Annotated in this window: 19 protein-coding genes; 11 read left to right on the forward strand and 8 right to left on the reverse strand. The window is 61.3% G+C overall.

Translation table 11 applies throughout. The features are described from left to right. Positions 1-43: 43 nt before the first annotated feature. Positions 44-766: a YoaK family protein gene (locus QMO80_RS12470; protein WP_096477331.1), complete on the reverse strand. Its 723-nt coding sequence runs from the start codon at positions 764-766 to the stop codon at positions 44-46. A gap of 254 nt (positions 767-1,020) precedes the next feature. On the opposite strand from QMO80_RS12470, the gene QMO80_RS12475 reads away from it, so the two are divergent. Together QMO80_RS12475 and QMO80_RS12480 are read left to right on the forward strand one after the other, a co-directional pair. Further along, on the forward strand, positions 1,021-2,232 hold the full coding sequence (locus tag QMO80_RS12475) for an alpha/beta hydrolase (protein ID WP_096477111.1): 1,212 nt from the start codon (positions 1,021-1,023) through the stop codon (positions 2,230-2,232). An 11-nt stretch (positions 2,233-2,243) separates the two neighbouring features. Beyond that, positions 2,244-4,178 carry a mechanosensitive ion channel family protein gene (locus QMO80_RS12480; RefSeq protein WP_283196887.1) on the forward strand — a complete coding sequence of 645 codons (1,935 nt, stop codon included), beginning with the start codon at positions 2,244-2,246 and terminating at the stop codon, positions 4,176-4,178. Between the two features lie 28 nt (positions 4,179-4,206). Here the strand turns inward: QMO80_RS12480 and QMO80_RS12485 are convergent, their stop codons facing one another. Both QMO80_RS12485 and QMO80_RS12490 read right to left on the reverse strand, forming a co-directional pair. Beyond that, the gene (locus QMO80_RS12485; protein ID WP_096477109.1) at positions 4,207-4,566 is read right to left on the reverse strand and encodes a hypothetical protein; all 360 of its coding nucleotides are present in this window, start codon (positions 4,564-4,566) and stop codon (positions 4,207-4,209) included. Between the two features lie 121 nt (positions 4,567-4,687). Then, the gene (locus QMO80_RS12490) at positions 4,688-5,332 is read right to left on the reverse strand and encodes a helix-turn-helix domain-containing protein (protein ID WP_245441384.1); all 645 of its coding nucleotides are present in this window, start codon (positions 5,330-5,332) and stop codon (positions 4,688-4,690) included. 156 nt (positions 5,333-5,488) lie between these two features. On the opposite strand from QMO80_RS12490, the gene QMO80_RS12495 reads away from it, so the two are divergent. Beyond that, positions 5,489-6,490, forward strand: a complete 1,002-nt coding sequence (locus QMO80_RS12495; RefSeq protein WP_283200178.1) for a hypothetical protein — start codon at positions 5,489-5,491, stop codon at positions 6,488-6,490. A 56-nt stretch (positions 6,491-6,546) separates the two neighbouring features. Here the strand turns inward: QMO80_RS12495 and QMO80_RS12500 are convergent, their stop codons facing one another. The 4 genes from QMO80_RS12500 to QMO80_RS12515 all read right to left on the reverse strand — a co-directional run bounded on the left by QMO80_RS12500 (position 6,547) and on the right by QMO80_RS12515 (position 10,832). Further along, entirely contained in the window at positions 6,547-8,322 is a 1,776-nt protein-coding gene (locus QMO80_RS12500; RefSeq protein WP_283196888.1) for a hypothetical protein, read from the reverse strand. A 92-nt stretch (positions 8,323-8,414) separates the two neighbouring features. Further along, positions 8,415-9,083 (reverse strand): response regulator transcription factor, encoded by a 669-nt coding sequence (locus tag QMO80_RS12505; RefSeq protein ID WP_096477106.1) that lies wholly within the window; start codon positions 9,081-9,083, stop codon positions 8,415-8,417. Further along, entirely contained in the window at positions 9,049-10,290 is a 1,242-nt protein-coding gene (locus QMO80_RS12510; RefSeq protein WP_283196889.1) for a sensor histidine kinase, read from the reverse strand. The genes QMO80_RS12505 and QMO80_RS12510 overlap by 35 nt, the downstream gene beginning before the upstream one ends. Positions 10,291-10,487: 197 nt before the next feature. Further along, entirely contained in the window at positions 10,488-10,832 is a 345-nt protein-coding gene (locus tag QMO80_RS12515; protein ID WP_283200256.1) for a hypothetical protein, read from the reverse strand. Between QMO80_RS12515 and QMO80_RS12520 the strand changes: the two genes are divergently transcribed. From QMO80_RS12520 to arcC, 4 genes are all read left to right on the forward strand, one after another. Beyond that, positions 10,758-10,964 carry a hypothetical protein gene (locus QMO80_RS12520; RefSeq protein ID WP_096477104.1) on the forward strand — a complete coding sequence of 69 codons (207 nt, stop codon included), beginning with the start codon at positions 10,758-10,760 and terminating at the stop codon, positions 10,962-10,964. The two genes, QMO80_RS12515 and QMO80_RS12520, sit on opposite strands and share 75 nt — an antisense overlap. 144 nt (positions 10,965-11,108) lie before the next feature. Further along, positions 11,109-12,338 carry an arginine deiminase gene (gene arcA, locus QMO80_RS12525; RefSeq protein WP_283196890.1) on the forward strand — a complete coding sequence of 410 codons (1,230 nt, stop codon included), beginning with the start codon at positions 11,109-11,111 and terminating at the stop codon, positions 12,336-12,338. A gap of 38 nt (positions 12,339-12,376) precedes the next feature. After that, positions 12,377-13,381, forward strand: a complete 1,005-nt coding sequence (locus QMO80_RS12530) for an ornithine carbamoyltransferase (RefSeq protein ID WP_096477103.1) — start codon at positions 12,377-12,379, stop codon at positions 13,379-13,381. Between the two features lies 1 nt (position 13,382). Further along, positions 13,383-14,321 carry a carbamate kinase gene (gene arcC / locus QMO80_RS12535; protein WP_283196891.1) on the forward strand — a complete coding sequence of 313 codons (939 nt, stop codon included), beginning with the start codon at positions 13,383-13,385 and terminating at the stop codon, positions 14,319-14,321. 29 nt (positions 14,322-14,350) lie between these two features. Here arcC and QMO80_RS12540 read toward each other — a convergent pair whose 3' ends face one another. Continuing rightward, positions 14,351-15,709 carry an amino acid permease gene (locus QMO80_RS12540; protein ID WP_283196892.1) on the reverse strand — a complete coding sequence of 453 codons (1,359 nt, stop codon included), beginning with the start codon at positions 15,707-15,709 and terminating at the stop codon, positions 14,351-14,353. Positions 15,710-15,982: 273 nt separating this feature from the next. On the opposite strand from QMO80_RS12540, the gene QMO80_RS12545 reads away from it, so the two are divergent. The 4 genes from QMO80_RS12545 (at position 15,983) to speC (ending at position 22,225) form a co-directional block, all read left to right on the forward strand. Beyond that, positions 15,983-16,342 (forward strand): hypothetical protein, encoded by a 360-nt coding sequence (locus QMO80_RS12545; RefSeq protein ID WP_170960001.1) that lies wholly within the window; start codon positions 15,983-15,985, stop codon positions 16,340-16,342. 176 nt (positions 16,343-16,518) lie between these two features. After that, positions 16,519-17,445: a cation diffusion facilitator family transporter gene (locus tag QMO80_RS12550; RefSeq protein ID WP_283200179.1), complete on the forward strand. Its 927-nt coding sequence runs from the start codon at positions 16,519-16,521 to the stop codon at positions 17,443-17,445. Positions 17,446-17,603: 158 nt separating this feature from the next. Then, complete coding sequence (locus QMO80_RS12555) at positions 17,604-19,865, forward strand: Orn/Lys/Arg decarboxylase N-terminal domain-containing protein (protein ID WP_283196893.1); 2,262 nt, start codon at positions 17,604-17,606, stop codon at positions 19,863-19,865. Beyond that, the gene (gene speC / locus QMO80_RS12560; protein ID WP_283196894.1) at positions 19,862-22,225 is read left to right on the forward strand and encodes an ornithine decarboxylase; all 2,364 of its coding nucleotides are present in this window, start codon (positions 19,862-19,864) and stop codon (positions 22,223-22,225) included. Before QMO80_RS12555 ends, speC begins: the two co-directional genes overlap by 4 nt.

A 22,225-nucleotide genomic window follows, 5' to 3' on the forward strand; every position in this document is an offset into this window, starting at 1 on the left:
GATCCTTCCTATCCGATTCGGGGGTAACAGGAATGCGATGGTTCTATTTGCGGGACGCAACGGCCGAGTGATGCGGCGCAAGCTTCTGGTTGAAGCGCCGCTGAAGCGGCCGGGGAATGAACATGGCGGCAAGCGCCAGCGCCATGGCGAAGATGGCGACCAGCCACAAGGCATGGGCCCCGGTCAGCCGCGTCAGAATGGCGCCGGCGATCGCGCCGAGCACCATGCCGCCCCAGGGCACGATCTGGATCGTCCATTCGATCCGACGGTCGCCGATGATCCAGCGGCCGATGCCGCGGCCGAAGCGCGACAAGGCGCCGGTCACATAAGTCAGCCCGATCGGCAGGCCTTCGATGTGTTCGACGGCGGCATTCACCATGCCCATGGAAAAAACGATCATGTAAAAGCGCGCGAGCAGCAGCCCCGGTACCGTCGTCGCCGAGGCGAGCGCCAGGACGAGACCGACGCAGCCAAGCACCACGAAAATCCGACGCTCGGAGATATGGGCGATGACGATCCCTGCCGCATTGCCGAGCACGAAAACGAGAATGGCGGAGATCAGCACCGCCGCGTGGTAGAGATTGCCCTCGCTCAGGGCGAGGGCTGCCCGCGTCGTATTGCCGGTCATGAAGGAAACGAAATCGCCGGTCAGCAGCAGGCCGGTCGCATCGGTCAGGCCGGCCAGAAACGAGATCGCGCCGACAAGGGCAACCCCCGTCAGGGTGCGTCGGGTACGGATAAGACGGCGGCGTCTTGCTCTGGTCATGGCGTGTCCTGAAGCCGAATCGCTGAGATTGCCACAGCAAAGATACATCCTCTTCATTGAGGAATTGGCAAAGAGGAGCGGAAGGGATTTCACCGAGGCCGGAGCGGCTCGCTCGGGCGGGATCGGACCTCGATGACCGACCATCCCGATCGCTTGAAGCCACAGATATTACGTGATGCTACAGGCGCCGCTATAGCCCGGCTGCTAGTATCCAGCCTCGGAAAGCTCCTCCTGAGCGATTGCTGGATGCGTGCATGGCAAGACGTAGCGTGGCTCTTTTTCTTCTTCTGGCAAGTTGCGGGCATCCGGGCGGGGTAATGACGCCGGTTTCGACTTCAGCGCCGATACCGCCGACCTCAAGGATCGACATGCTGGTTGCGACCACGCGCGCGCCTTCCGGGAGCCCGGCGACGCTCTTCAACGGCGAGCGCAGCTCCAAGCCGCATCTGACGCAGATCTCGATTTCGATTCCGGCAAAGCGCGAAGCCGGCACCGTGCAGTGGCCGAAGCGCCTTCCGCCCGATCCGGCCACCGACTTTGCCGTGACCCATGTCCAGCAGATCGACACGGTGGCAGAGGGCCGCGTCTGGTTCCGGCAGCATGTGCACGGCGGGCATGCGCTCGTCTTCATTCACGGCTTCAACAACACCTATGAGGATTCCGTCTTCCGGCTGGCGCAGATCGTGCACGACAGCAAGATGCAGGCGACGCCGGTCCTGTTCACCTGGCCGTCGCGAGCGGAGATCACCGCCTATCAATACGACAAGGAAAGCACGAACTATTCGCGCACGGCGCTGGAGCAGGCGCTGCGCACGCTGGCAGCTGACCCTAACGTCAAGGACATCACCATCATGGCCCACTCGATGGGAACCTGGCTTGCCATGGAATCGCTGCGGCAAATGGGGATACGCGACGGCCACGTCAATTCGAAGATCCACAATGTCATCCTGGCCTCGCCCGACATCGATATCCAGGTCTTCGCCAAACAATATGTGGAGATGGGCGAGCCGCATCCGAAATTCACGATTTTCGTCTCCCAGGACGACAAGGCTCTTGCGGTCTCCAGTTTCATCACCGGGCGCGTCTCCCGTCTCGGCGCGATCAATCCGGCCGAAGAGCCTTATCGTTCGAAACTGGAAAAAGCCGGCATCACCGCCATCGACCTGACGAAGGTGAAGACCAATGACAGGCTCAACCATGGCAAATTCGCCGAAAGCCCGGAGATCGTCCAACTCATCGGCCAGCGCCTGATGACCGGCCAGACGCTCACCGATTCCAAGGTCACGCTGGGCCAGGGCATTACCGCCGTCGTCGGCGGAACGGTGACGAATATCGGCACCGTTGCAGCTACCGCCGTGGCGGCACCGGTTGCGATCATCGAGCAGCCCGTCACCCGCACGAGGCCGCCACGACCCGCCGAGGCGACGCTCGAGGGCGACCTGAAGAAACAGACGCTGACGCAGTGAGGAGTTCCAGTTTGAAATGGCTTCTTTCCTTCACCGCCGTTTTTTTCTTCGCGTTGAGCGCTTCGGCGCAAACCCCGCCGGCCGCCCCGCAGCAGAAGATCGACGAACTCGTGCGCCTGCTGCAGGATCCAGAGGTGAAGGCCTGGCTCGATAGCCGCAAGCAGGAGAGCGGGGCCGCGACGCCCGCCTCGCCGGCGGGCAATTCGACCTTAGCCAACTGGGAGACGGGCGCACGGGCGCGCGTGCACGCAATTCTGGCGGCGATCCCGGCAATTCCGACTGAGGTGACGGCAGCGGCGACAAGAGCCAGGCGTGAAGCCGCCAGCAGAGGTTATGCGCCTGTTTTCCTGATATTCGGCGGCCTCGTCGCTTTCGGTCTCGCCGCCGAGGCGGTGTATCGCCGGTTTGCCGCGCGCCGCGAGTCGTTGCTCGGCCGGCTTATCCCGGTCGGCATTTTCGCAGGTGCAATGGGCATCGTCTTTTTCGCTGTGGAATGGCCGCCGCTCGCGCGCGTGACGCTGCTTGCCTATCTCTCGGCATTCATCTTGTTTCGATTGGCGGCAGGATTCCTGTCCGCGGCGGCGATGGGGTCATCCCTGCGGCGGAGGCTATTGATCCTGTTCGGCGTCGTTTGTTTTGCCGTCGCCACCGCGGCCCTGGGCGAGCCGCTTGGCGTTTCCCCCGAGGTCCGCAAGGCCATCAGCTACTGCTTCTCCATGGCCGGGCTGCTGCTTGCCATCGAGGCGGTGTGGTCGGTCTGGGAGGGAAGCCGCGCCAGGAAAGCGGCGGTCACGGCCTTCCTCGTCGCCCTGTGGTTCGTCTGGTGCCTCAATATGCGGGGCTTGTTCTGGATCGGCATCTATGCGCTGGTGCTGCCTGGGATCCTGAATGCCGTCGGCCGGATGGCGCTGTCCCTCACCAGCGATCCCGGCAGCCTGCGCGGTATCCTCATCGCCCGAGGCGCACGCGCCGCGGTTATCGCGCTTGCTGTGGGATGGCTGGCGCTCGTCTGGCGCCTCAATCCCGATACGCTCGGTCAGCGCGACCCGATGATCGCTGCCTTGTTCTATGGCGGCCTGAAGAGCGTCCTGATCCTCGTGGTTGCCGACCTTCTCTGGCAGGTGGCGCGCGGCTGGATCGACCGAACCTTGCGCATATCGACCAGCACGACATCGCTTGTGCCGGCCGACGCCGCCCGCCGCGCCCGGTTCCGCACGCTTCTGCCGATCTTTCGCAATGCGCTCGCCGTCGTTGTCGCCGTGATGGCAGGGCTGATCGTGCTGGCGCAGCTCGGCGTGCAGATCGGCCCGCTGATCGCGGGAGCCGGCATTTTCGGCGTGGCGATCGGTTTCGGCTCGCAGACCCTGGTCAAGGACGTCATCAACGGGGTGTTCTACATGCTCGACGATGCCTTCCGCGTCGGCGAATACATCCAGGCCAAGGACTACAAGGGAACGGTGGAGAGCTTCAGCCTGCGCTCGGTGCGCCTGCGCCATCATCGCGGCCCGGTGTTCACGGTGCCGTTCAGCGAGCTTGGCGCCGTCGAGAACATGAGCCGGGACTGGGTAATCGACAAATTCAGGATCACCGTCGGCTTCGATACCGACATCGACAAGGCGCGCAAGCTGACCAAGAAGATCGGGGCCGAGCTGATGGAGGATCCCGAACTCGGCCAGCACTTCCTCGAACCGCTGAAAATGAAGGGGGTGGAGCAGTTCGGCGACTACGGCATCGTGCTCAGCTTCGCCATGACCACGGTTCCGGGCATGCAGACCTACATCCGCCGCAAGGCCTATGCCAGGATTCGCGAGGTGTTCCTGGCCAACGGCATCGCATTCGCGCAGCCAACGGTGCAGGTCGGAGGCGACGACAAGAGCGGCGGCGCGGCGGCGGCCGCTCAGGCGATCCGCGCGCAACAGGCAAATGCGGCAACGCCGGCAAAGTGACCTTACCGGCAAAGACAGATCAAGGGCGTTACGGTTTCAAATCATAAGCCTGCTGCGATGCGCGAAGCTCCACCAGAGTCTTGCCGACACAGCTGCCGCCGCCTGCACCGCCGATCGCCTTTGCCTGTCCATCGAGCGTGATCGTGCCGGCGATCCGATCGGATGCCACATAGGTCGCGACACCGTCCTGCGAGACACGCGATATGTAAAAGGCATGATAGGTTTCGTTGTACTTGCAATGGATGACCAACGGAAACTGGGAGAAGGGATCGTCCTGCGCATCGGCGGCGGCGAGTGGAAAAACTGCCAGCAGAGCCTGAGCGCCGACCAGGCCGGCAAAAACTCTTTTGGTCAATCCGATCGATCTTCGGCGGGACACATGGGCCATGATTCAATCCCTCTAATGACAAAAGCGTGTCGCGATCTTTCAGATTCGCTTGTCATGCTTTAAGCCTTTGTTTGTGCATGTCTTTATCATAAAACCGCTACACACTTTTGCGAGACATGCTCTAAACCGTCAGGGCGACGAGCGCGTCGCGATCGAGAAGCCGGACAATTCGCTGCGATTTTCCGGCAAGACGAAGGATGCGTTTTTCCCGGAGCTTCGTGAAAGAGCGGGCAACCGTTTCGACCGTCAGCCCAAGATAATCGGCGATATCGCTGCGAGACATCACCATATCGAATTCCGGATCCTCGGGATGGCGGTCGGCCATCTCCTGAACGAAGGCCGCAAGACGCTTCAAGGCGCTCTGCTCGCTGATGATGAGTTGTTTGCATTGCGCCTTTGCCAGGTTCGTCAGGGCAATGTGCAAAAGATCGATCGAAATGACGGCGTCCTGATTGGCGCGAACCGGCCTTACGCGGGTCTCGCAGATGGCTTCCGCAAAATCGGTCCGCACATCGCCGTTTTCGAGCCCGAACCACTCGCCCTTGCCGCAGAAGGACAAGATGTGCCGCTGGCCGTTCGATGTCAGGCGGTAGATCCGCACGGCGCCATCTTCGACCTGATAGATCGCAAAAGCGTGTTCACCTTCGCTATAGATCGTTTCGTCGGCGCTGAGTTTGATCGATTGATCCCTTGATGTCGCCGAAGCCGTTCCATGGTGGCGGCCGGGAACCGTGGCGTATTTTCCGATCGCTTGATCCTGAAACATGTGCGTCGCCCCCATCCACCTCCAGCATAAGCAATCGTCGCACGGCTCGGTATTCGAAAAACCCCTTACGTATTGCTACGGAAGCACGCGATTACCGGCAGGTGTATAAAGCTACCACCCCTTGAGGGCGATATGGCGGTATCGCGGGAGGTCGAGATGGTACCGGAAGAGGGAGGGATCAACCCGCCACGTCAAGAACCCGAAAACGTGCGGGCGCAGCTTGATCGTATCCTCGCAAGCCCGGAATTTCTTGCTCCTGAACGCGGGCGCCGCTTTCTGCAATATATCGTCGAAGAGGCGCTTGAGGGCCATGGCGACCAACTCAAGGCCTTTACGATTGCACAAGCGGTCTTCGGACGCGATGCCTCCTTCGATGCACAGAACGATCCGGTTGTCCGTATCGAAGCGGGGCGTATCCGCCGTGCCCTCGAACGATATTATCTCGTATGCGGAAGCAGCGATCCGATAGAGATAACCATTCCCAAAGGGGGCTATGCGCCGCATTTTTCGAGCGGTGAAGGCGGCTCGAACGCCGGGGCCGCTGCTGCGCCAAATCGCCAGGCCAAGCCGGGCCAGCCGGGGCATGAGCTGCGTCGGCCCGGGCATGAGCGTCAGCCCGGGCATGAGCGGCCGATGCGCTATCGCGATCTCCTGCTGCCGATCGGCATTCCCGCCCTGTTCGGCACAATGGCGGTGCTCGCCCTCATCCGTCCGCTCGAATCCTACCTCTCGCCATCGAAACCGCCGCCGGCTCCTGCCGCCTCGACATCGAAGAGCACGACCAGGATCGTCGTCGAACCCTTCGCTGCCCTCGGCGGCACCGCGCGAGGCTCGGATTTTGCCAAGGGACTGGCCGATCAGCTGATCGCCAAACTGATGAAAGTGGACAGCATCGTCGTGCTTGCGCCCGGCCGTTTCGACATGAAGACGATCGGCTCGCTGCTCACCCTACAGGGAAGCACCCTTGTCGAGGGCACGGTCCTGCACCTGCAGGTCCGCCTGATCAACAGCGCCGACGGCGCGGTCGTCTGGGCAAATCAATATGATCGCGATCTCAGCGATCAAACCATCCTCGACGTCGAGGACGAAATCGCCGCCAAGATCACCATGGAAATTTCAAACAGCCGCAAACTGAGCGGCGCAGGCCCAGCTCCATAGCCGCACGACCAGTGGCCGCGCTTCCGATCGCCCGCCCATCCGGCTCGTTCGTTCCATCATCCCCCCGGGGGCAGCTCAACGGCAACACCTGCGGCGCGCAGGCCGTCGAAGAATTTTTCCTGATCCTCCTGGCGCTGCAGGCGCAGGGAAATCTCCTGGCGGATGTTCGTCATCAATGCCGGGGCGTGGGTATGGAGCCAATCCCGCTCCAGCTTGGCCTCGTCCATCTTGCCGGCGGCTCCGAGAATCGACAGCAAGGCAAGATGGCGCATAGGGTTACCGTCGAGATCGGATATTCGCGACCATTGTTCCGCCGCTTCGGTATCGCCCCTCATCAATGCGCACATCGCCATGCCGCCCTCGTAATAGCCTGTGGGACCGGCATTTTTGTCAAGCGCGATCGATATCAGCTCGCAACCCGATTGCCATTTTCCAGACATCGCCAATCGCAGGCCATATTCGCCCGCAACTTCCACATCGCCGGGATTTGCGGCATAGGCTGCCGTCCCGGCCGCAAGTGCCTTGTCGATATCTCCCTGGAAGAAACTCACCAGCATAACGGCGCGAAGCACGCGGGGATTGTCCGGCGCCAGCGATGCGGCCCGCTGCGCCGAAGCGGCGGCCAATGAAAGCGCCTCGGTTGAAGACGGCGTGCCGAGCCTGTAGCGAAATCTCACTTCGTCAAGATAGACCAGAGACAAGAGCGCCCAGGACGTCGCGTTGTCGGGGATATGCCGGGTTGCCTGTTGCAGGCACTCGCGCACTGCGCTGTGGCTTTGCGCGGTCATCGTCTGGAGATAGCCGTAATAGGCAAGGGTACAAGCCTGGATATCCTGGCCCGGGTTCTGCGCCGGCTGCGCAATCACAGCCGTTTCTGTTTGAAAGATGGCGCCATGGGGTTGCGCGATCGCGCCGGCGATTTGCCGGGCCACGCCCGTTTGAATCTCGAGCTTGTTCTGAGCGCGAAGGTCGGCGTCGAAACTATTGGCCCAGATCACGGCGCCGTCGGTCTGGCGCACCAGCATGGCAACGGAGCGCCACCTGTTTCCGTCCGTCTGGATATTGCCCTGAAGCGCATAGTCGGCAGCAGCGCCATTATCACGTGTCGATGGATCGGCGACCACGACGATGTCATCGAACTGGGCAAGCTGACCGATAACGTCGTCCCTCAGGCCGCGGGCGATATCCGCGCTGGAATCGACGGAGCTGCTCTGTGCAAACAGCTCAACCGCGACCGTGGGCGCGGAGACTGCTGACGGCGGCGGCGGGCTCGGGACACCTCGCGCAACAAAAATTGCCGAGACAAGGGCGACGAGAGGAAGAATGAGGACGGCCAGCAGGCCGGCTGCACGGCCGCGAGCGGTCGGCAGCGCCGGGCGGTGTGTTTCCCGAGGCGAATGGCTTTGATGCGCAAGTTCCGGGATTTCAGCGTTTTCGGGGTCGGATTGAGGCGGCGGCGCCTCGCAGAGATATTCGAAATGCGGTACGTATCCGCCTTTCGGCACCGTAATAACGACCTCGTCCGCCTGGCCTGCGACGAGATAATAACGTTCCAGCGCCTTTCGTATACGGCCGGCCTCGATCCGGACGACCGGATCATTCTGCGGATCGAATGACGCTTCCCGACCAAAAACCACGTTTGCGATGGTAAAGGCCTTCAGGAAACCTGATCGACCGGCGAGCGTCTCGTTGACGACAAATTCCAAAAAATTTCGGCCGCGCTGCGGCGCGTGAAATTCTTCGCTTGCGAGAATCCGCTCGACTTGCTGGCAGATTTCCTCAGCCGTCGGTCCAAGACTGCTGAATAGATTGACCTGTGTTGCGTTTCTCATGATCGCCCCTACGACTAGATTACGCAATTATGTAAGCATATTCTAAATTATCATATCGCACGAGCCTGAAGTTGCAAGCATCCCTCTTCGAATTATCGGGCGCAGGCTGGCCAGGCGTCGGCCGATGAGATCCGCCAGGGTTCGGTTGACTGCTCAACTGCGTCGATGGCGATGGCCATACGCATGAGCTCTGCTAGATTGCGCGCTCCCATCTTGACCATCACATTGGCGCGATGGACCTCCACCGTACGCGAGCTGATGCCGAGATGATAAGCGATCATCTTGTTCTGCAAACCATCGAGAACGCCGATCAGAACCTGATGTTCGCGGTCTGTGAGCTGACGAACGCGGGCTGCGACGCTTTCAGAGTCCGCAATTGCGCGGCCTGGCCGCCTTTGCCCCATGGCCAGATTGATCGCCGCGATCAATGCTTCCTCCCTGAGGGGCTTTTCCAGAAAGTCCGACGCCCCCGCCTTCATCGCCTGAACGGCTGCGGCGACATCGCCCTGGCCGGTGATGACGATCGCCGGAACGTCCACGCTGAACCGTCGCAGACGGTGGAGCAATTCGATGCCGTCGACGTCAGGCATGCGCAGATCCGTCACCAGGCAGCTTCGGCCCGAAAGGGGCAGAAGATCCAGAAATGCTTTTGCGCAGCTATGCGCTCGCACGGCAAAACCGGCCGACACCAGCAGAAATGTCAAAGATCGTCTCAACGCCTCCTCGTCATCGACGAGATGGATGGTCAGGTCGTTCGTCATTGATTTCGGTCTCCACCAGCGGAAGCGAGAACGAGAAGACTGAGCCGCTCTCTGTTCTCTTACGCGCGCTTATGCGGCCTCCATGCGCCTCGACGATGCGCTTGGACAATGCCAAGCCCATGCCAAGGCCGTGCGGCTTGCCGGTCACGAAGGGACGAAACAACGACTCTTCGATCTCGGCAGCAATCCCGCAGCCGTTGTCGGACACGTCGACAACGAGATACGAGGAATTGTCTACCATTGTGCGGATGGCAATCGACGGCTGCTCGACGCACTCGGTCGCCTCCAAGGCGTTGCGAACGAGGTTCGTCAGCACCTGCACGATCTGAACGCGATTTCCAAGAACGGTGTCCCGCACTGCTTCCAGCCTAAAGTCGGTATGAAGGTCTTTTCGCCGCGACCCGATGAGCGCGAGCCGTGTCGCCCGATGGATCAACTCGTGCATCGCCTCCGGCTTCCTCTCGGAAGCGCCGCGTTCTGCGAATTCTCTGACGTTCTGGACGATACTTCCTGCCCATAGCGCGTGCTGCGTAATTTCCGACAGCGCTTCGCGAAGCTCTTCGCCGCGCTGCGGGCGGTTGCTCGTGACAAGACGCCCGCACCCTTCGGAATAGGCTGCGATAGACGACAGCGGCTGAGAAAGTTCATGGGCAAGAATGGATGCCATTTCTCCCAGTTCCGTCATTCTTGCAAGGCGGGCAATCTCGTGCTGCAACTCCTGAACTTGCTGCAAAGTCTCGCGCTCGGCACGAAAGTCCTCGAAAACCGCCGCAGTGAAAACGCCGTCTGTGTCATGCTTGCGGATAATGGTGAGGACCGTCGGAAATTGAACGCCGCTCTTGGTGATCGCCAGGCCGGCACGCACCGCCCCTTGGTCTGCCCAGCGTCCATTCAATCGGACATTCGGTGTCGGGCGCCAGACAAAGCCGATCTTTCGGCCAATCAACTCACGCTCCTCATAACCGAACAAGGCGACGGCGGCCTTGTTGCAGGCTGAGATTCTATGGCGGTCGCTGATAAAAAACACCGCGTCCGGCATGTGTTCGTGGAGTTGCCGGATCCACTCCATCCGCGGCCCGCCGTTTCCTTCGCGCAAGGCGCGCGCAGGCGCGCGCTGCGGTGTTTGCGATGTCATAGGGGGGACTTGTCCTGCCACGGCGGGGCCGGCTTCGGCGACGGCATCCGGCGCCTCCATCTTGATGGACATGATGGTCTCCTCCGCCCCTTGAGAAGTATGGCCCAGGGACCGTCTTTCCTCCACAACGACGCCACGATACCACCTCCGGGCGGGTAATCCGTGTAGTATCGCGTAGCCTCTATTGTTCTCGTCTCGCGAACTTTGGGCGCAAAGCCCGCCACCGGCGTCCCACTTCGTCGCCATTGATCCGGCTCAATGCCGCCGCCTCATCGTTCCGCTATCGTGAGGGGCCATTTGAGGGAGTTGGAAGATAGGGATGCCCTTGCCATCACAATCGCAACCGCCGCGGCGATGATGACGCCCGTCGGCGGCGAGCCGCGAGGAAATCGGCGCATGAGCGACCCATCGGATCTATTTCCGCAGACAAGACCCGCAACGCAATTTTCAGGCCGGAACATGCCGGTCGGGTGATTGGCGTGCCGGAACAACAACCCCGTGTCCGGTTGACGCTGACGGATCGTCGGGAGGGTTCGGTAATGTGGCGGTTGCCCGTCGAAGCTCCGTTCGAACAGGATATAGAGCTCGCCGTCATCGACGACGAAGGCGTCCATGCCCTGGTTTTCCCTTGTCAGCGTCTGGTTGACGGCTGGATCAATGCGGTGACCGGCGAGGTGCTCGACATTCACCCTACCCATTGGCGCCCGTGGCAAATCGATCGATGCGACATTTCGGGTCTCCAATGACCTCCCGGCTGCAGCCGGCGAAAAGGGCCGCACATACCATGCGGCGGATTGTCTGCGATCAATGACACGACCGAGCAGGCCGAAATAATCTGGTTATTGAAGAAGGGGCGGCGCGGCCGCGATCCGAATGCGAAGGAGGACCACATGCGTGGTTTCGGGGTTCACTCGGAGGTCGGGAAATTAAGAACCGTCATGGTTTGCAAACCGTCTCTGGCGCATCAGCGCCTGACGCCTGCGAATTGCCATGACCTGCTTTTCGACGATGTCCTATGGGTTCACGAGGCCCAGAAGGATCATTTTGATTTTGTGCTGAAGATGCAGGAACGGGGCGTCGAAGTTCTCGAGCTTCACGACCTGCTCGCTCAGACCCTTGCCAACAAGGAGGCGCGTGATTTCGTCTTGGACCGGCGCATTACCCCGAATGTGCTCGGCTCGCAAATCGCCGAGGCGATGCGGCCGTGGCTCGACGAAATGCCCCCGGCGCAGCTCGCCGCATTCATGATCGGCGGCATCGCAATCTCCGACCTGCCCGAAGTCAAGGCGAAGTCGCTGATGCTCAGCGCCTTGCCGGAGACGGATTTCGTCATCCCGCCGATCCCGAACACCTTGTTTCAGCGCGATCCCTCCTGCTGGATCTACGGTGGCGTGACCTGCAACCCGATGTTCTGGCCGGCAAGACGCGCCGAGACGCTGATTCAGCGGGCGATCTACAAGTTTCATCCAATTTTTCTTGGCGGCGATTTCCAGATCTGGTGGGGCGATTCGGACCAGCCGTTCGCCAATGCCTCGATGGAGGGCGGCGACGTCATGCCGATCGGCAACGGCACCGTGCTGATCGGCATGGGCGAGCGTACGACCTACCAGGCCGTCGGCCAAGTGGCACAGGCCCTGTTCAGGAGCAACGCCGCAAAGCGGGTGATCGGCTGCCTGATGCCGAAGAGCCGTGCGGCCATGCACCTCGACACCGTTTTCAGCTTTTGCGATCGCGATGTCGTCACGCTGTTTGCCGAGGTCGTCGACCAGGTCCGCTGCTACAGCATGCACCCGAAGGACGACGACGGCACATTCGAGATTCATCCCGAAAACCGGCCGATGCTCGATGTCGTCGCCGAGGCGCTCGACCTGCCGCAATTGCGCACCGTCGAGACCGGCGGCAATTCCTACCAGGCCGAGCGCGAACAATGGGACGACGGCAACAACGTCGTGGCACTCGAGCCCGGCGTCGTCGTCGCCTACGACCGCAACACCTACACGAATACGCTTCTGCGCAAGGCGGGGATCGAGGTCATCACCATTCGCGGCTCCGAACTCGGCCGCGGCCGCGGCGGCGGGCATTGCATGACATGCCCCATCTGGCGCGACCCTGCTTACTGACGTTTCACACCCACGAACCAGACCGACGGAGCAAGATCATGAGCTTCAATCTGCGCAATCGCTCGCTACTGACCGTGCAGGATTATACCCCGCGGGAATTCCGCTATCTCCTCGATCTCGCCCGCGATCTGAAGCGGGCGAAATATGCCCGCACAGAGCAGGAGCACCTGAAAGGCAAGGAAATCTGCCTGATCTTCGAAAAGACCTCGACGAGGACGAGATGCGCCTTCGAAGTCGCCTGCTCGGACCAGGGCGCCAATGTGACCTATCTCGATCCCTCCGGCTCGCAGATCGGGCACAAGGAGTCCTTCAAGGACACGGCGCGGGTGCTGGGGCGCATGTATGATGCGATCGAATATCGCGGCTCCGCGCAGAAAGGCGTGGAGACGCTGGCAAAATATGCCGGGGTGCCCGTCTATAACGGCCTGACGGACGAATATCATCCGACGCAGATGATCGCCGACGTCATGACCATGCGCGAACATAGCGACAAACCCATCGCAGAGATCAAATATGCCTATGTCGGCGACACGCGCTCCAACATGGGGCATTCGCTGCTGATCGTCGGCTGCCTGCTCGGCATGGATGTGCGTATCTGCGGGCCGAGATCGCTTTGGCCCGCCGAGGAATATATGGTGATCGCAAGGGATCTTCAGCGAAACTCCGGCGCACGCCTGCTGGTCACCGATGATCCCAGGGAGGCCGTCAAGGATGTCGATTTCATTCACACCGACGTCTGGGTCTCGATGGGTGAACCGAAAGATGTCTGGCGAGAACGCATCAAGCTGCTCACCCCCTATCAGGTCAATCGGGACCTGATGAAGGCGACCGGCAAGCCGCAGACCAAGTTCATGCATTGCCTGCCGGCGTTCCACGACACCGAAACGACGCTCGGCAAGCAGATCGCCGAAGATTACGGCATGGAGAACGGCCTCGAAGTGACCAATGAGGTTTTCGAATCCGAGGCCAATGTCGCCTTCGAGCAGGCGGAGAACCGCCTGCACACGATCAAGGCCCTGCTTGTCGCGACGCTGGGAGATTGACATGCGTGTGGTCATTGCGCTTGGCGGCAATGCGCTTCTCCGGCGCGGGGAAGCCATGACGGCCGATACCCAGAGACGGAATGCGCGCGTCGCAGCTCAGGCGATCGCGCCCTTGGCAGCCGAACATGAGATCGTCGTCACGCACGGAAACGGGCCGCAAGTGGGCCTGCTTGCGCTGCAAGGGGCGGCCTACAAGCCCGAGGAAGCCTATCCGCTCGACGTTCTCGGCGCCGAGACCGAGGGCATGATCGGCTACATGCTGGAACAGGAGCTCGGCAATCTCCTGCCGTTCGAGCAGCCTTTGGCCACGCTGCTGACCATGGTCGAAGTCGATGCCGCCGATCCGGGCTTCCAGAACCCCACAAAATTCGTCGGCCCCGTCTATGAGCAGGCCGAGGCGGAGCGGATCCGCACGGAAAAAGGCTGGGTCTTCAAGCAGGACGGCGAACAATGGCGGCGCGTCGTCGCCTCGCCAGCGCCCAAACGCATCTTCGAGATCCGTCCGGTCCGCTGGCTCCTGGAACAGCGCACCATCGTCATCTGCGCCGGCGGCGGCGGCATTCCGACGATGTACGAAAAGGGCGCCGACCGGAAGCTGATCGGCGTCGAAGCCGTGATCGACAAGGATCTGTGCTCGGAGCTTCTGGCGCGCGAGCTTTACGCCGATCTGCTGATCATGGCGACGGATGCCGAGGCCGTCTGCACCGACTGGGGCAAGCCGTCGCAGAAGGCGATCCATCGGGCCCGTCCCGATGATTTCAAGCAGTTTTCCTTCCCGGCCGGATCGATGGGGCCAAAAGTCGATGCCGCCTGCCATTTTGCCCGCGCTGGCGGCAGGACCGCAGCGATCGGAGCGCTCGCCGACATTGCGGGAATGGTGCGCGGCGAGCGCGGAACCATCATCAGCGAAAGCTTTGCCGGGCTGAGCTGGCACGCCTGAACCCCGCCCGGCCCCTTCCAACCGGCTTATTATCCCGACACGGCCGGGTGCCGTGTCGCACCCCCTGCCGTTTCCTGGCGTTCGATCGCCGGCGCGGCGTTGCGCCTTTGCCAGACATAGACGGGGATCCCGAGCATCAGCAGCACCAGCCCATAGAGCACCGGCTCCGCGCCCGAGCCATAGAGCGTGAAGATCGCAAAAACGAAGGCGATCAGTTCGATGGCGCTTACGCGCGGCATTCGCCCGAGCGTCACGCCCGCGACAAGGGTGCCGGCCAGCGAACAGAAGGCGTAGGGAACGACGGCGGCCATCGTGCTCAACCCGACCATCAGCCGATAGGCTGCGGCGAATCCTTCGGCCCCGACAGCCTGAGCAAGAACCAGCAGGGTCGCGAACAAGGCCGAGACGATCATGCCCAGAGCCGGTACGCCGCGGGAAGAGAGCCGCGCGAAAAGCGGAGGAAACAGCCCATCCCGGGCAGCGGCCATCGGCACTTGTCCCATCAGCAGGGTCCAGCCGTTCAAAGCGCCGATCGAAGAGACCAGGACGGCGAGCGAGATCGCCAGTTCGCCGCCGCGTCCCCACATGATGCCCGCGGCCTGCGAAAACGGTGCGACCGAGTGGACCAGCTGTTCGCGCGGCACGAGGCCCATCACCACGATGGTGCCGAGCACGTAAAGTGCCGCAGCGATCGAGATTCCAAGGACCGTCGAGCGCGGGATGGTCCGTTCTGCGTTCTCGACATCGCCTGCGGGCACGGTTGCCGATTCCAGCCCGAGATAGGCAAACATCGTCAGCGGCGCCAGCGTTGCTATCGACTGCAGCAGCGGCTGGCCGCTCGGATTGAATTCGGAGAAATGGGACGTGTCGATGAAGAAGAGGCCGATGATGGCGACGGCGCCGAAGGGAAGCAGCTTGGCATAGGTGGTGACCTGCGCAAAGAGGCCCGCCGCGTGAACGCCGCGAAGATTGACGAGGACGATCGCCCAGATCACGCCGAGCGTCAGCACGGTCGCGGCGAAGCGATTGCCGAGGGCGGGGAAGAGATCGACCATCACGCCGGCAAAGGCAATGGCGATGACCGGAAGCGATGTCCAGATGGAAATCCAGTAGCCCCAGGCGATCAGGAAGCCGGCGAAGTCGCCATAGGCGAGCCTCGTATAGGCGTAAGGACCGCCGACGGCAGGCACCAGGCGCGCCAGCCGCGCAAAGGTGAGGCCGAGGCAGATCGCGCCCGCCCCCATGAGGATCCAGACGAGGATCGCGAGATTGCCATAGGGCGCCACCGCGGCCGGGGAAAGATAAAAGCCCGACCCCACCATGTTTCCGACGACGATGGCGGTGCAGGCGGCAAGTCCAAGACTCTTGCCATTTGGCGACGTTGTCATGGCTCCCTCCCGAGAGACGCCTTTTCCGATGCCGATGCCGATATCGGCTCGGACCTCCGTTCCCGGACGCAATTTTCCTCCCAAAGAATGGACGCCGCAATCCGGTTCAATGCGTAGTGGCGACCGTCTTTTCGGCATTATGCAGTAGCTCGTGCGAGCAGGCGGGAGACGCCGCTCTTGTTCCGAACGCCATTGATCGTGCTCAATGCCCGGCGCCGGTGCATGAGCTATCCTCCACAGCCGAACATCATTTTGTTCTGGGGAGTTAGTGCGATGAAGATGGCCATGATCATTGGACTTGCCGTAATCACTGCCGCCGCCGGAATTGTCCCGGTCGACGCTCAGCAGACGAGACGCGAATATCGGAGAATGAACTGGAGCGAGAACCTGCCTGAGGCGGTGCGAACCTATCACGACAGACGATTCACGATCGTCAGCTATAGGACGGCGGATTTTTCGGAGACCGGCTCACACCCGACACAGGGAAGCGAGGAGCACGTCAAAGCCATCAGGGATGCGATCCGCGCAAACAAATGGCTTACGGGTCAACTCAGGACCAAGAAGCTTACCGCCAACGATATCGAATGGGTCTCGCGGGCGCGCAACGGCAATATGACCTTCTACACAAAATGACCGGCATCTGTGCCGGGCAGATTTCAGGCTGAGCCGCACGCGGCCCCTTCCCTGGATCATCGCCGGCTGCCGCAGGACGGCTGCGACCGGCAGGAGAAAAAAGCAGACCCATCTCGTCTCGCCTTCACGATCAGCATAAAACGATTGGAATGAAGGGTGTCGGAGGTGGGGCAATGATGCTGAGCGAGCAGGGATTTCTCAGGATCTCGATCGCTGCAACGGTCGTGGTTGCGACGCTCGGCGTGGTTTTCGGCATTCTTTCCGGATCGTTCTCCATCGCTTTCGACGGCGTTTATTCGCTGGCCGATGCGGCGATGACCGGGCTGGCGCTCTGGGTTTCCAGCCTGATCATAAAATCCACGCAGAGCGACGCGCGGTCGGGCAGGATCCGAAACCGCTTTACCATGGGCTTCTGGCATCTGGAGCCCATCGTGCTGATGCTCAATGGCTGCCTGCTGATAACCGTCGCCATCTATGCGCTGATCAGCGCGATCATCAGCATCCTGAGTGGCGGCCACGAATTGCAGTTCGGCATGGCGGTCGCCTATTCCGCGGCGACCCTGCTTGTCTGCGCCGCCATGACTTTCCTTGGCATCCGGCTGAACGCCCGGATCAAATCCGATTTCGTCTCGCTCGACACCAAGGCCTGGATCATGTCCGGCGGCATCGCCTTCGCCCTGCTGATCGCATTTCTGATCGGCATGGCCGCGCAGGCGACGTCGGCCGCATGGATTGCCCGCTATATGGACCCCGCGGTTCTGGCGCTGGTCTGCCTGGTCATGATTCCGCTTCCGATCGGCACCGTCTGGAAGGCCCTGAGCGAAATCCTGCTGATTGCGCCCGTCGACCTCCAGCAACACGTCGACCGCGTTGCCGCAGAGACGGTTCACCGCCTCGGTTTCCTCTCGCATCGCGCCTATGTCGCCCGGGTCGGCCGGGCAATGCAGATCGAACTCTATTTCATCGTGCCTGAAGGCCTTCCTCCGAAGACCGTGGAGGAATGGGACGCGCTCAGGGACGAGATAGGCGATGCGATCGGCGATGAAAGCGTCAATCGCTGGCTGACGATCGCCTTCACAGCCGATGCGGAATGGGCCGAATAGGCCAGCGTCGGCGCTCTTCTCTTGATGTCGAAATGCTTTGCCTCACGTTGATTGCAATCAACGACGGTGCACCACCCGTCATGTACCATCCTTCCAGCTGAGATGCGCACCGCTGTAGAGCGGCCACGGCCTTTGACCCTCGGTTTCTGGAGGAAGGCATGGAATTCCAGATGGCATTTCCGATAGCCGTTATCGACGAGGATTTTGATGGCAAAAGCGCTGCCGGCCGCGGCATGCGCGATCTGGCCGCTGCAATCGAGAAGGAAGGCTTCCGGATTGTCTCCGGCGTTTCCTACGAGGATGCGCGGCGCCTCGTGCATATCTTCAACACCGAATCCTGCTGGCTGGTATCCGTCGATGGAGCCGAGGACAAGGTCACGCGCTGGCAGGTGCTCGGAGAGGTTCTGGCCGCAAAGCGCCAGAGGAACGACCGCCTGCCGATTTTCCTTTTCGGCGACGACACGACCGCGGAAGACGTCCCGGCTGCGGTGCTGCGCCACGCCAATGCCTTCTTCCGGCTGTTCGAGGATACGGCGGAATTCATGGCGCGCGCCATAGCGCAGGCCGCCCGCAACTATCTCGACCGGCTGCCCCCGCCGATGTTCAAGGCGCTGATGGACTACACGCTCGAGGGCGCCTATTCCTGGCACACGCCCGGCCACGGCGGCGGTACCGCCTTCCGCAAGAGCCCGGTCGGCCAGCTCTTCTATACGTTCTTCGGCGAAAACACGCTGCGGTCCGACATCTCCGTATCGGTCGGCAGCGTCGGCTCGCTGCTCGATCATGTCGGGCCGATCGCCGAGGGCGAACGCAACGCGGCCCGCATCTTCGGCACCGACGAGACGCTGTTCGTCGTCGGCGGCACGTCGACGGCCAACAAGATCGTCTGGCACGGCATGGTCGGACGCGGCGATCTCGTGCTCTGCGATCGCAACTGCCACAAGTCCATCCTGCACTCGCTGATCATGACGGGCGCCACCCCGATCTATCTCATCCCCTCGCGCAACGGGCTCGGCATTATCGGTCCGATCTCGAAGGATCAGTTCACGCCCGAATCGATTGCCCGCAAGATTGCCGCCAGCCCCTTTGCCGGGCAGACCAGTGGCAAAGTCCGACTGATGGTCATCACCAATTCGACCTATGACGGGCTTTGCTACAATGTCGATGCGATCAAGGCGTCGCTCGGCGACGCCGTCGAGGTGCTGCATTTCGACGAAGCCTGGTATGCCTACGCCAACTTCCACGAATTTTATGATGGCTTCCACGGCATCTCGTCGAACCAGCCCGCACGATCGCAAAACGCCATCACCTTTGCCACGCACTCGACGCACAAGCTGCTTGCCGCCCTTTCGCAGGCATCGATGATCCACATCCAGCATGCCGAGACCAAGCGGCTCGACATCACACGCTTCAACGAAGCCTTCATGATGCACACCTCGACCTCGCCGCAATACGGCATCATCGCCTCCTGCGATGTCGCGGCTGCCATGATGGAGCAGCCGGCCGGGCGGGCGCTGGTGCAGGAGACGATCGACGAGGCGATCAGCTTCCGCCGGGCGATGAACAGCGTGCGAAAACAGACCGAGGGCAGTTGGTGGTTCGACGTCTGGGAGCCGACGGTTGCCGAGCAGACGCCGAGCGACACCCATGCCGACTGGGTGCTGAAGCCTGGCGATGCCTGGCATGGTTTTGCCGGGCTTGCCGAAAATCATGTCATGGTCGACCCGATCAAGGTCACCGTTCTTTCACCCGGCCTTTCGGCCAGCGGAGCGATGGACGAGAACGGGATACCGGCGGCGGTCATCACCAAATTCCTCTCCTCCCGGCGCATCGAGATCGAAAAGACCGGGCTCTATTCCTTCCTTGTTCTCTTCTCGATGGGCATTACCCGCGGCAAGTGGAGCACGCTCGTCACCGAGCTCATCAATTTCAAGGATCTTTACGACGCCAATGCGCCATTGACGCGGGCGCTGCCGGCGCTCGCCGCAGCCCATCCGGAAGCCTATGCGAGCGTGGGATTGAGAGATCTCTGCGAAAAGATCCATGCGATCTACCGCAGGGACGACGTGCCGAAGGCGCAGCGCGAGATGTACACCGTCCTGCCCGAAATGGCGCTGCGTCCCGCCGATGCCTATGACCGGCTGGTCAAGGGCAAGATCGAGAGCATCGAGATCGACGATCTGATGAACCGCATCCTCGCCGTGATGATCGTTCCCTATCCGCCGGGTATCCCGCTGATCATGCCGGGCGAGCGGATCACGCAATCGACGAAGTCCATCCAGGACTACCTGCTTTACGCCCGTGACTTCGACAGCAAATTCCCCGGTTTCGAAACGGATATTCACGGCCTTCGCTTCGCGCCCGGTGATGGCGGACGCCGCTACCTCGTCGATTGCATTGCAGGGGAGGAGCAGGAATGATCCCGCGTGATGTGAAGTCTCCGACGGTCGCCATACCCTTCCACAAGATGCTGAAGATCGTGGCAATCATCGACCGCGACAACTCTCAGGCTCAGGCACTGGTGTCACAGATCGTCGACCAGGGCTTCGAGGTGGAACTGCGCGGCGATTATTCTGCCGATGTCTCCGAGGATGCCGATGTCGGCGCCTATATCGGCTCGGTCGAAGGCGGCCAGCTGTCGGCGGCTCGCAGCTTCCTTCGCTCGGTCAGGGATATCGGCTTCCGTACACCGATCTGGGCAATGGCCGATACGCTGACCATCAAGGATATGGACGTCGTCGAAATGGCCGGCGAGGTCGACGGCTTCGTTTACCTCGGCCAGCAGACGCCGACCTTCTACGCCAAGCAGATCGTCTCCAGCGCGGTCAATTACGGTAAGTCACTGCTGCCGCCGTTCTTCGGCGGCATGATGGCCTATGACGGCGAGGCGAATATCGCCTTCGACTGCCCCGGCCATCAGGGCGGCCAGTTCTATCGGAAGTCGCCGGCCGGCCAGCTGTTCTTCAAATATTTCGGCGAGAGCATTTTCCGCAACGACCTCTGCAATGCGGATGTCGATCTCGGCGACCTCCTGATCCACGAAGGTCCAGCCGTCGAAGCCCAGAAACAGGCGGCGCGCATCTTCGGCGCGGACCGCACCTATTTCATTCTCAACGGAACAAGCACCTCCAACAAGGTGGTTGCCAATGCGGTGCTGCACAGCGGCGATCTCGTGCTCTTCGACCGCAACAATCATAAATCCCTGCATCAGGGCGCTCTTGTTCAGGCAGGCGCCATCCCGATCTATCTACCGACGGCCCGCAATTCTTTCGGCATGATCGGCGCGGTGGACTGGGCGGCGTGGGATGAAAGCTGGCTGCGGCGAAGGATCGAGGAACATCCGCTCGTCGCCGACAAGAGCCGTGCGAAGGCAGACCGGCCCTTCCGTCTCGCCTGCATCCAGCTCGCGACCTATGACGGCACGATCTACAATGTCAGCCAGGTTATGGAGAAGATCGGCCATCTCTGCGACTACGTCCTCTGGGACGAGGCCTGGATCGGCTACAATGCCTTCCACCCGCTCTTCGAAGGCCGCAGCCCGATGCGTCTCAAGGACCTGCGGGCCGACATGCCGGGCCTGTTTTCAACCCAGTCGGTGCACAAGCAGGGTGCCGGCTTTTCCCAGGCGTCGCAGATCCACAAGCGCGACGAACATATCAGCGGTCAGCGCCGGTTCGTCGAACACAAGCGCTTCAATGAATCGCTGCTGATGCATGTTTCGACCTCTCCGTTCTATCCGCTGTTCGCCTCGCTCGATGTCAATGCTAAGGTGCATGAGGGCAAGGCTGGCGAGATGCTCTGGGACCGCTGCATCGAGCTCGGGATCGAGGTGCGCAAGAAGTTGCGCGGTTTCGTGGATCATTACGAGACCAAAGCCGCAAGCCCGGAGGAACAATGGTTTTTCGATCCCTTCGTGCCGGACAAGGTCACCGTTTCGGGCTCCAAACATACCAACGACCTCGAAGGCATGCGGTGGGAGGAAATTCCGACGGATGTGCTCAAACGCGAGCAGCAATGCTGGCAGTTCGATCCGCAGGCAAAGTGGCACGGCTATGCCGGGTATGCACCAGGTTACACCATGGTCGACCCCAACAAACTGGCCATACTGACACCCGGCATCGACCGCAAAACCGGCGGCTATCGCGAGTTCGGCATCCCGGCGACTGTCGTCGCCAACTATCTGCGCGAGCAGCGGGTGGTGGCGGAAAAATGCGACTTGAACAGTCTCCTGTTCCTGCTGACCCCGGCCGAGGACGAGAGCAAGCTGAATACGCTCGTCGCCAAGCTGGTCAAATTCAAAAATCTCTGGGACCGCGATGCGCCGCTGCAGGAAGTGTTGCCAACGGTGTATGCGGCCAATCGCGAGCGCTATGCCGGTTATACGGTCCGTCAGGTCTGCCATGAGATGCACTCCTTCTATCGCGATGCCGGCGTAAAGGAACTGCAGCGCCTCTGCTTCCGCTCCGAGAGCTTCCCGGAACCGGCCATTGCTCCCAAGCAGGCCTACGAAGCGCTGGTCGCCAACAATGTCGACTATGTGCCGCTGACACAGGCTGCCGGCCGCATTTCGGCAACGCTGGCGCTGATCTATCCGCCGGGCATCGGCGTGATCGTGCCGGGAGAGCGCTGGGACGAGAGAGCACGCCCGATGCGGGATTATTTCCTGGCCTTCGAAGAGTCGTTCAACCGGTTTCCGGGCTTCAACTATGAGGTCCAGGGCGTGTTCCAGGAAAAGGTCGAGGGGCGGATCAAATTCCACACATATGTCGTGCGCGAGTAG

Source organism: Rhizobium sp. BT03 (assembly GCF_030053155.1).
In the GTDB taxonomy this organism is placed as follows: domain Bacteria; phylum Pseudomonadota; class Alphaproteobacteria; order Rhizobiales; family Rhizobiaceae; genus Rhizobium.

Excerpts from the sequence above, each read along its gene's own strand:
- QMO80_RS12475 (WP_096477111.1), top strand. The coding sequence starts at position 1,021 with ATGGCAAGACGTAGCGTGGCTCTTTTTCTTCTTCTGGCAAGTTGCGGG.
- QMO80_RS12500 (WP_283196888.1), bottom strand. The coding sequence starts at position 8,322 with ATGAGAAACGCAACACAGGTCAATCTATTCAGCAGTCTTGGACCGACG.
- arcC (WP_283196891.1), top strand. The coding sequence starts at position 13,383 with ATGCGTGTGGTCATTGCGCTTGGCGGCAATGCGCTTCTCCGGCGCGGG.
- QMO80_RS12540 (WP_283196892.1), bottom strand. The coding sequence starts at position 15,709 with ATGACAACGTCGCCAAATGGCAAGAGTCTTGGACTTGCCGCCTGCACC.
- QMO80_RS12495 (WP_283200178.1), top strand. The coding sequence starts at position 5,489 with ATGGTACCGGAAGAGGGAGGGATCAACCCGCCACGTCAAGAACCCGAA.
- QMO80_RS12545 (WP_170960001.1), top strand. The coding sequence starts at position 15,983 with ATGAAGATGGCCATGATCATTGGACTTGCCGTAATCACTGCCGCCGCC.
- speC (WP_283196894.1), top strand. The coding sequence starts at position 19,862 with ATGATCCCGCGTGATGTGAAGTCTCCGACGGTCGCCATACCCTTCCAC.
- QMO80_RS12470 (WP_096477331.1), bottom strand. The coding sequence starts at position 766 with ATGACCAGAGCAAGACGCCGCCGTCTTATCCGTACCCGACGCACCCTG.
- QMO80_RS12530 (WP_096477103.1), top strand. The coding sequence starts at position 12,377 with ATGAGCTTCAATCTGCGCAATCGCTCGCTACTGACCGTGCAGGATTAT.
- QMO80_RS12485 (WP_096477109.1), bottom strand. The coding sequence starts at position 4,566 with ATGGCCCATGTGTCCCGCCGAAGATCGATCGGATTGACCAAAAGAGTT.
- QMO80_RS12520 (WP_096477104.1), top strand. The coding sequence starts at position 10,758 with ATGTGGCGGTTGCCCGTCGAAGCTCCGTTCGAACAGGATATAGAGCTC.
- QMO80_RS12490 (WP_245441384.1), bottom strand. The coding sequence starts at position 5,332 with ATGTTTCAGGATCAAGCGATCGGAAAATACGCCACGGTTCCCGGCCGC.
- arcA (WP_283196890.1), top strand. The coding sequence starts at position 11,109 with ATGCGTGGTTTCGGGGTTCACTCGGAGGTCGGGAAATTAAGAACCGTC.
- QMO80_RS12515 (WP_283200256.1), bottom strand. The coding sequence starts at position 10,832 with ATGGACGCCTTCGTCGTCGATGACGGCGAGCTCTATATCCTGTTCGAA.
- QMO80_RS12550 (WP_283200179.1), top strand. The coding sequence starts at position 16,519 with ATGCTGAGCGAGCAGGGATTTCTCAGGATCTCGATCGCTGCAACGGTC.
- QMO80_RS12555 (WP_283196893.1), top strand. The coding sequence starts at position 17,604 with ATGGAATTCCAGATGGCATTTCCGATAGCCGTTATCGACGAGGATTTT.
- QMO80_RS12510 (WP_283196889.1), bottom strand. The coding sequence starts at position 10,290 with ATGTCCATCAAGATGGAGGCGCCGGATGCCGTCGCCGAAGCCGGCCCC.
- QMO80_RS12505 (WP_096477106.1), bottom strand. The coding sequence starts at position 9,083 with ATGACGAACGACCTGACCATCCATCTCGTCGATGACGAGGAGGCGTTG.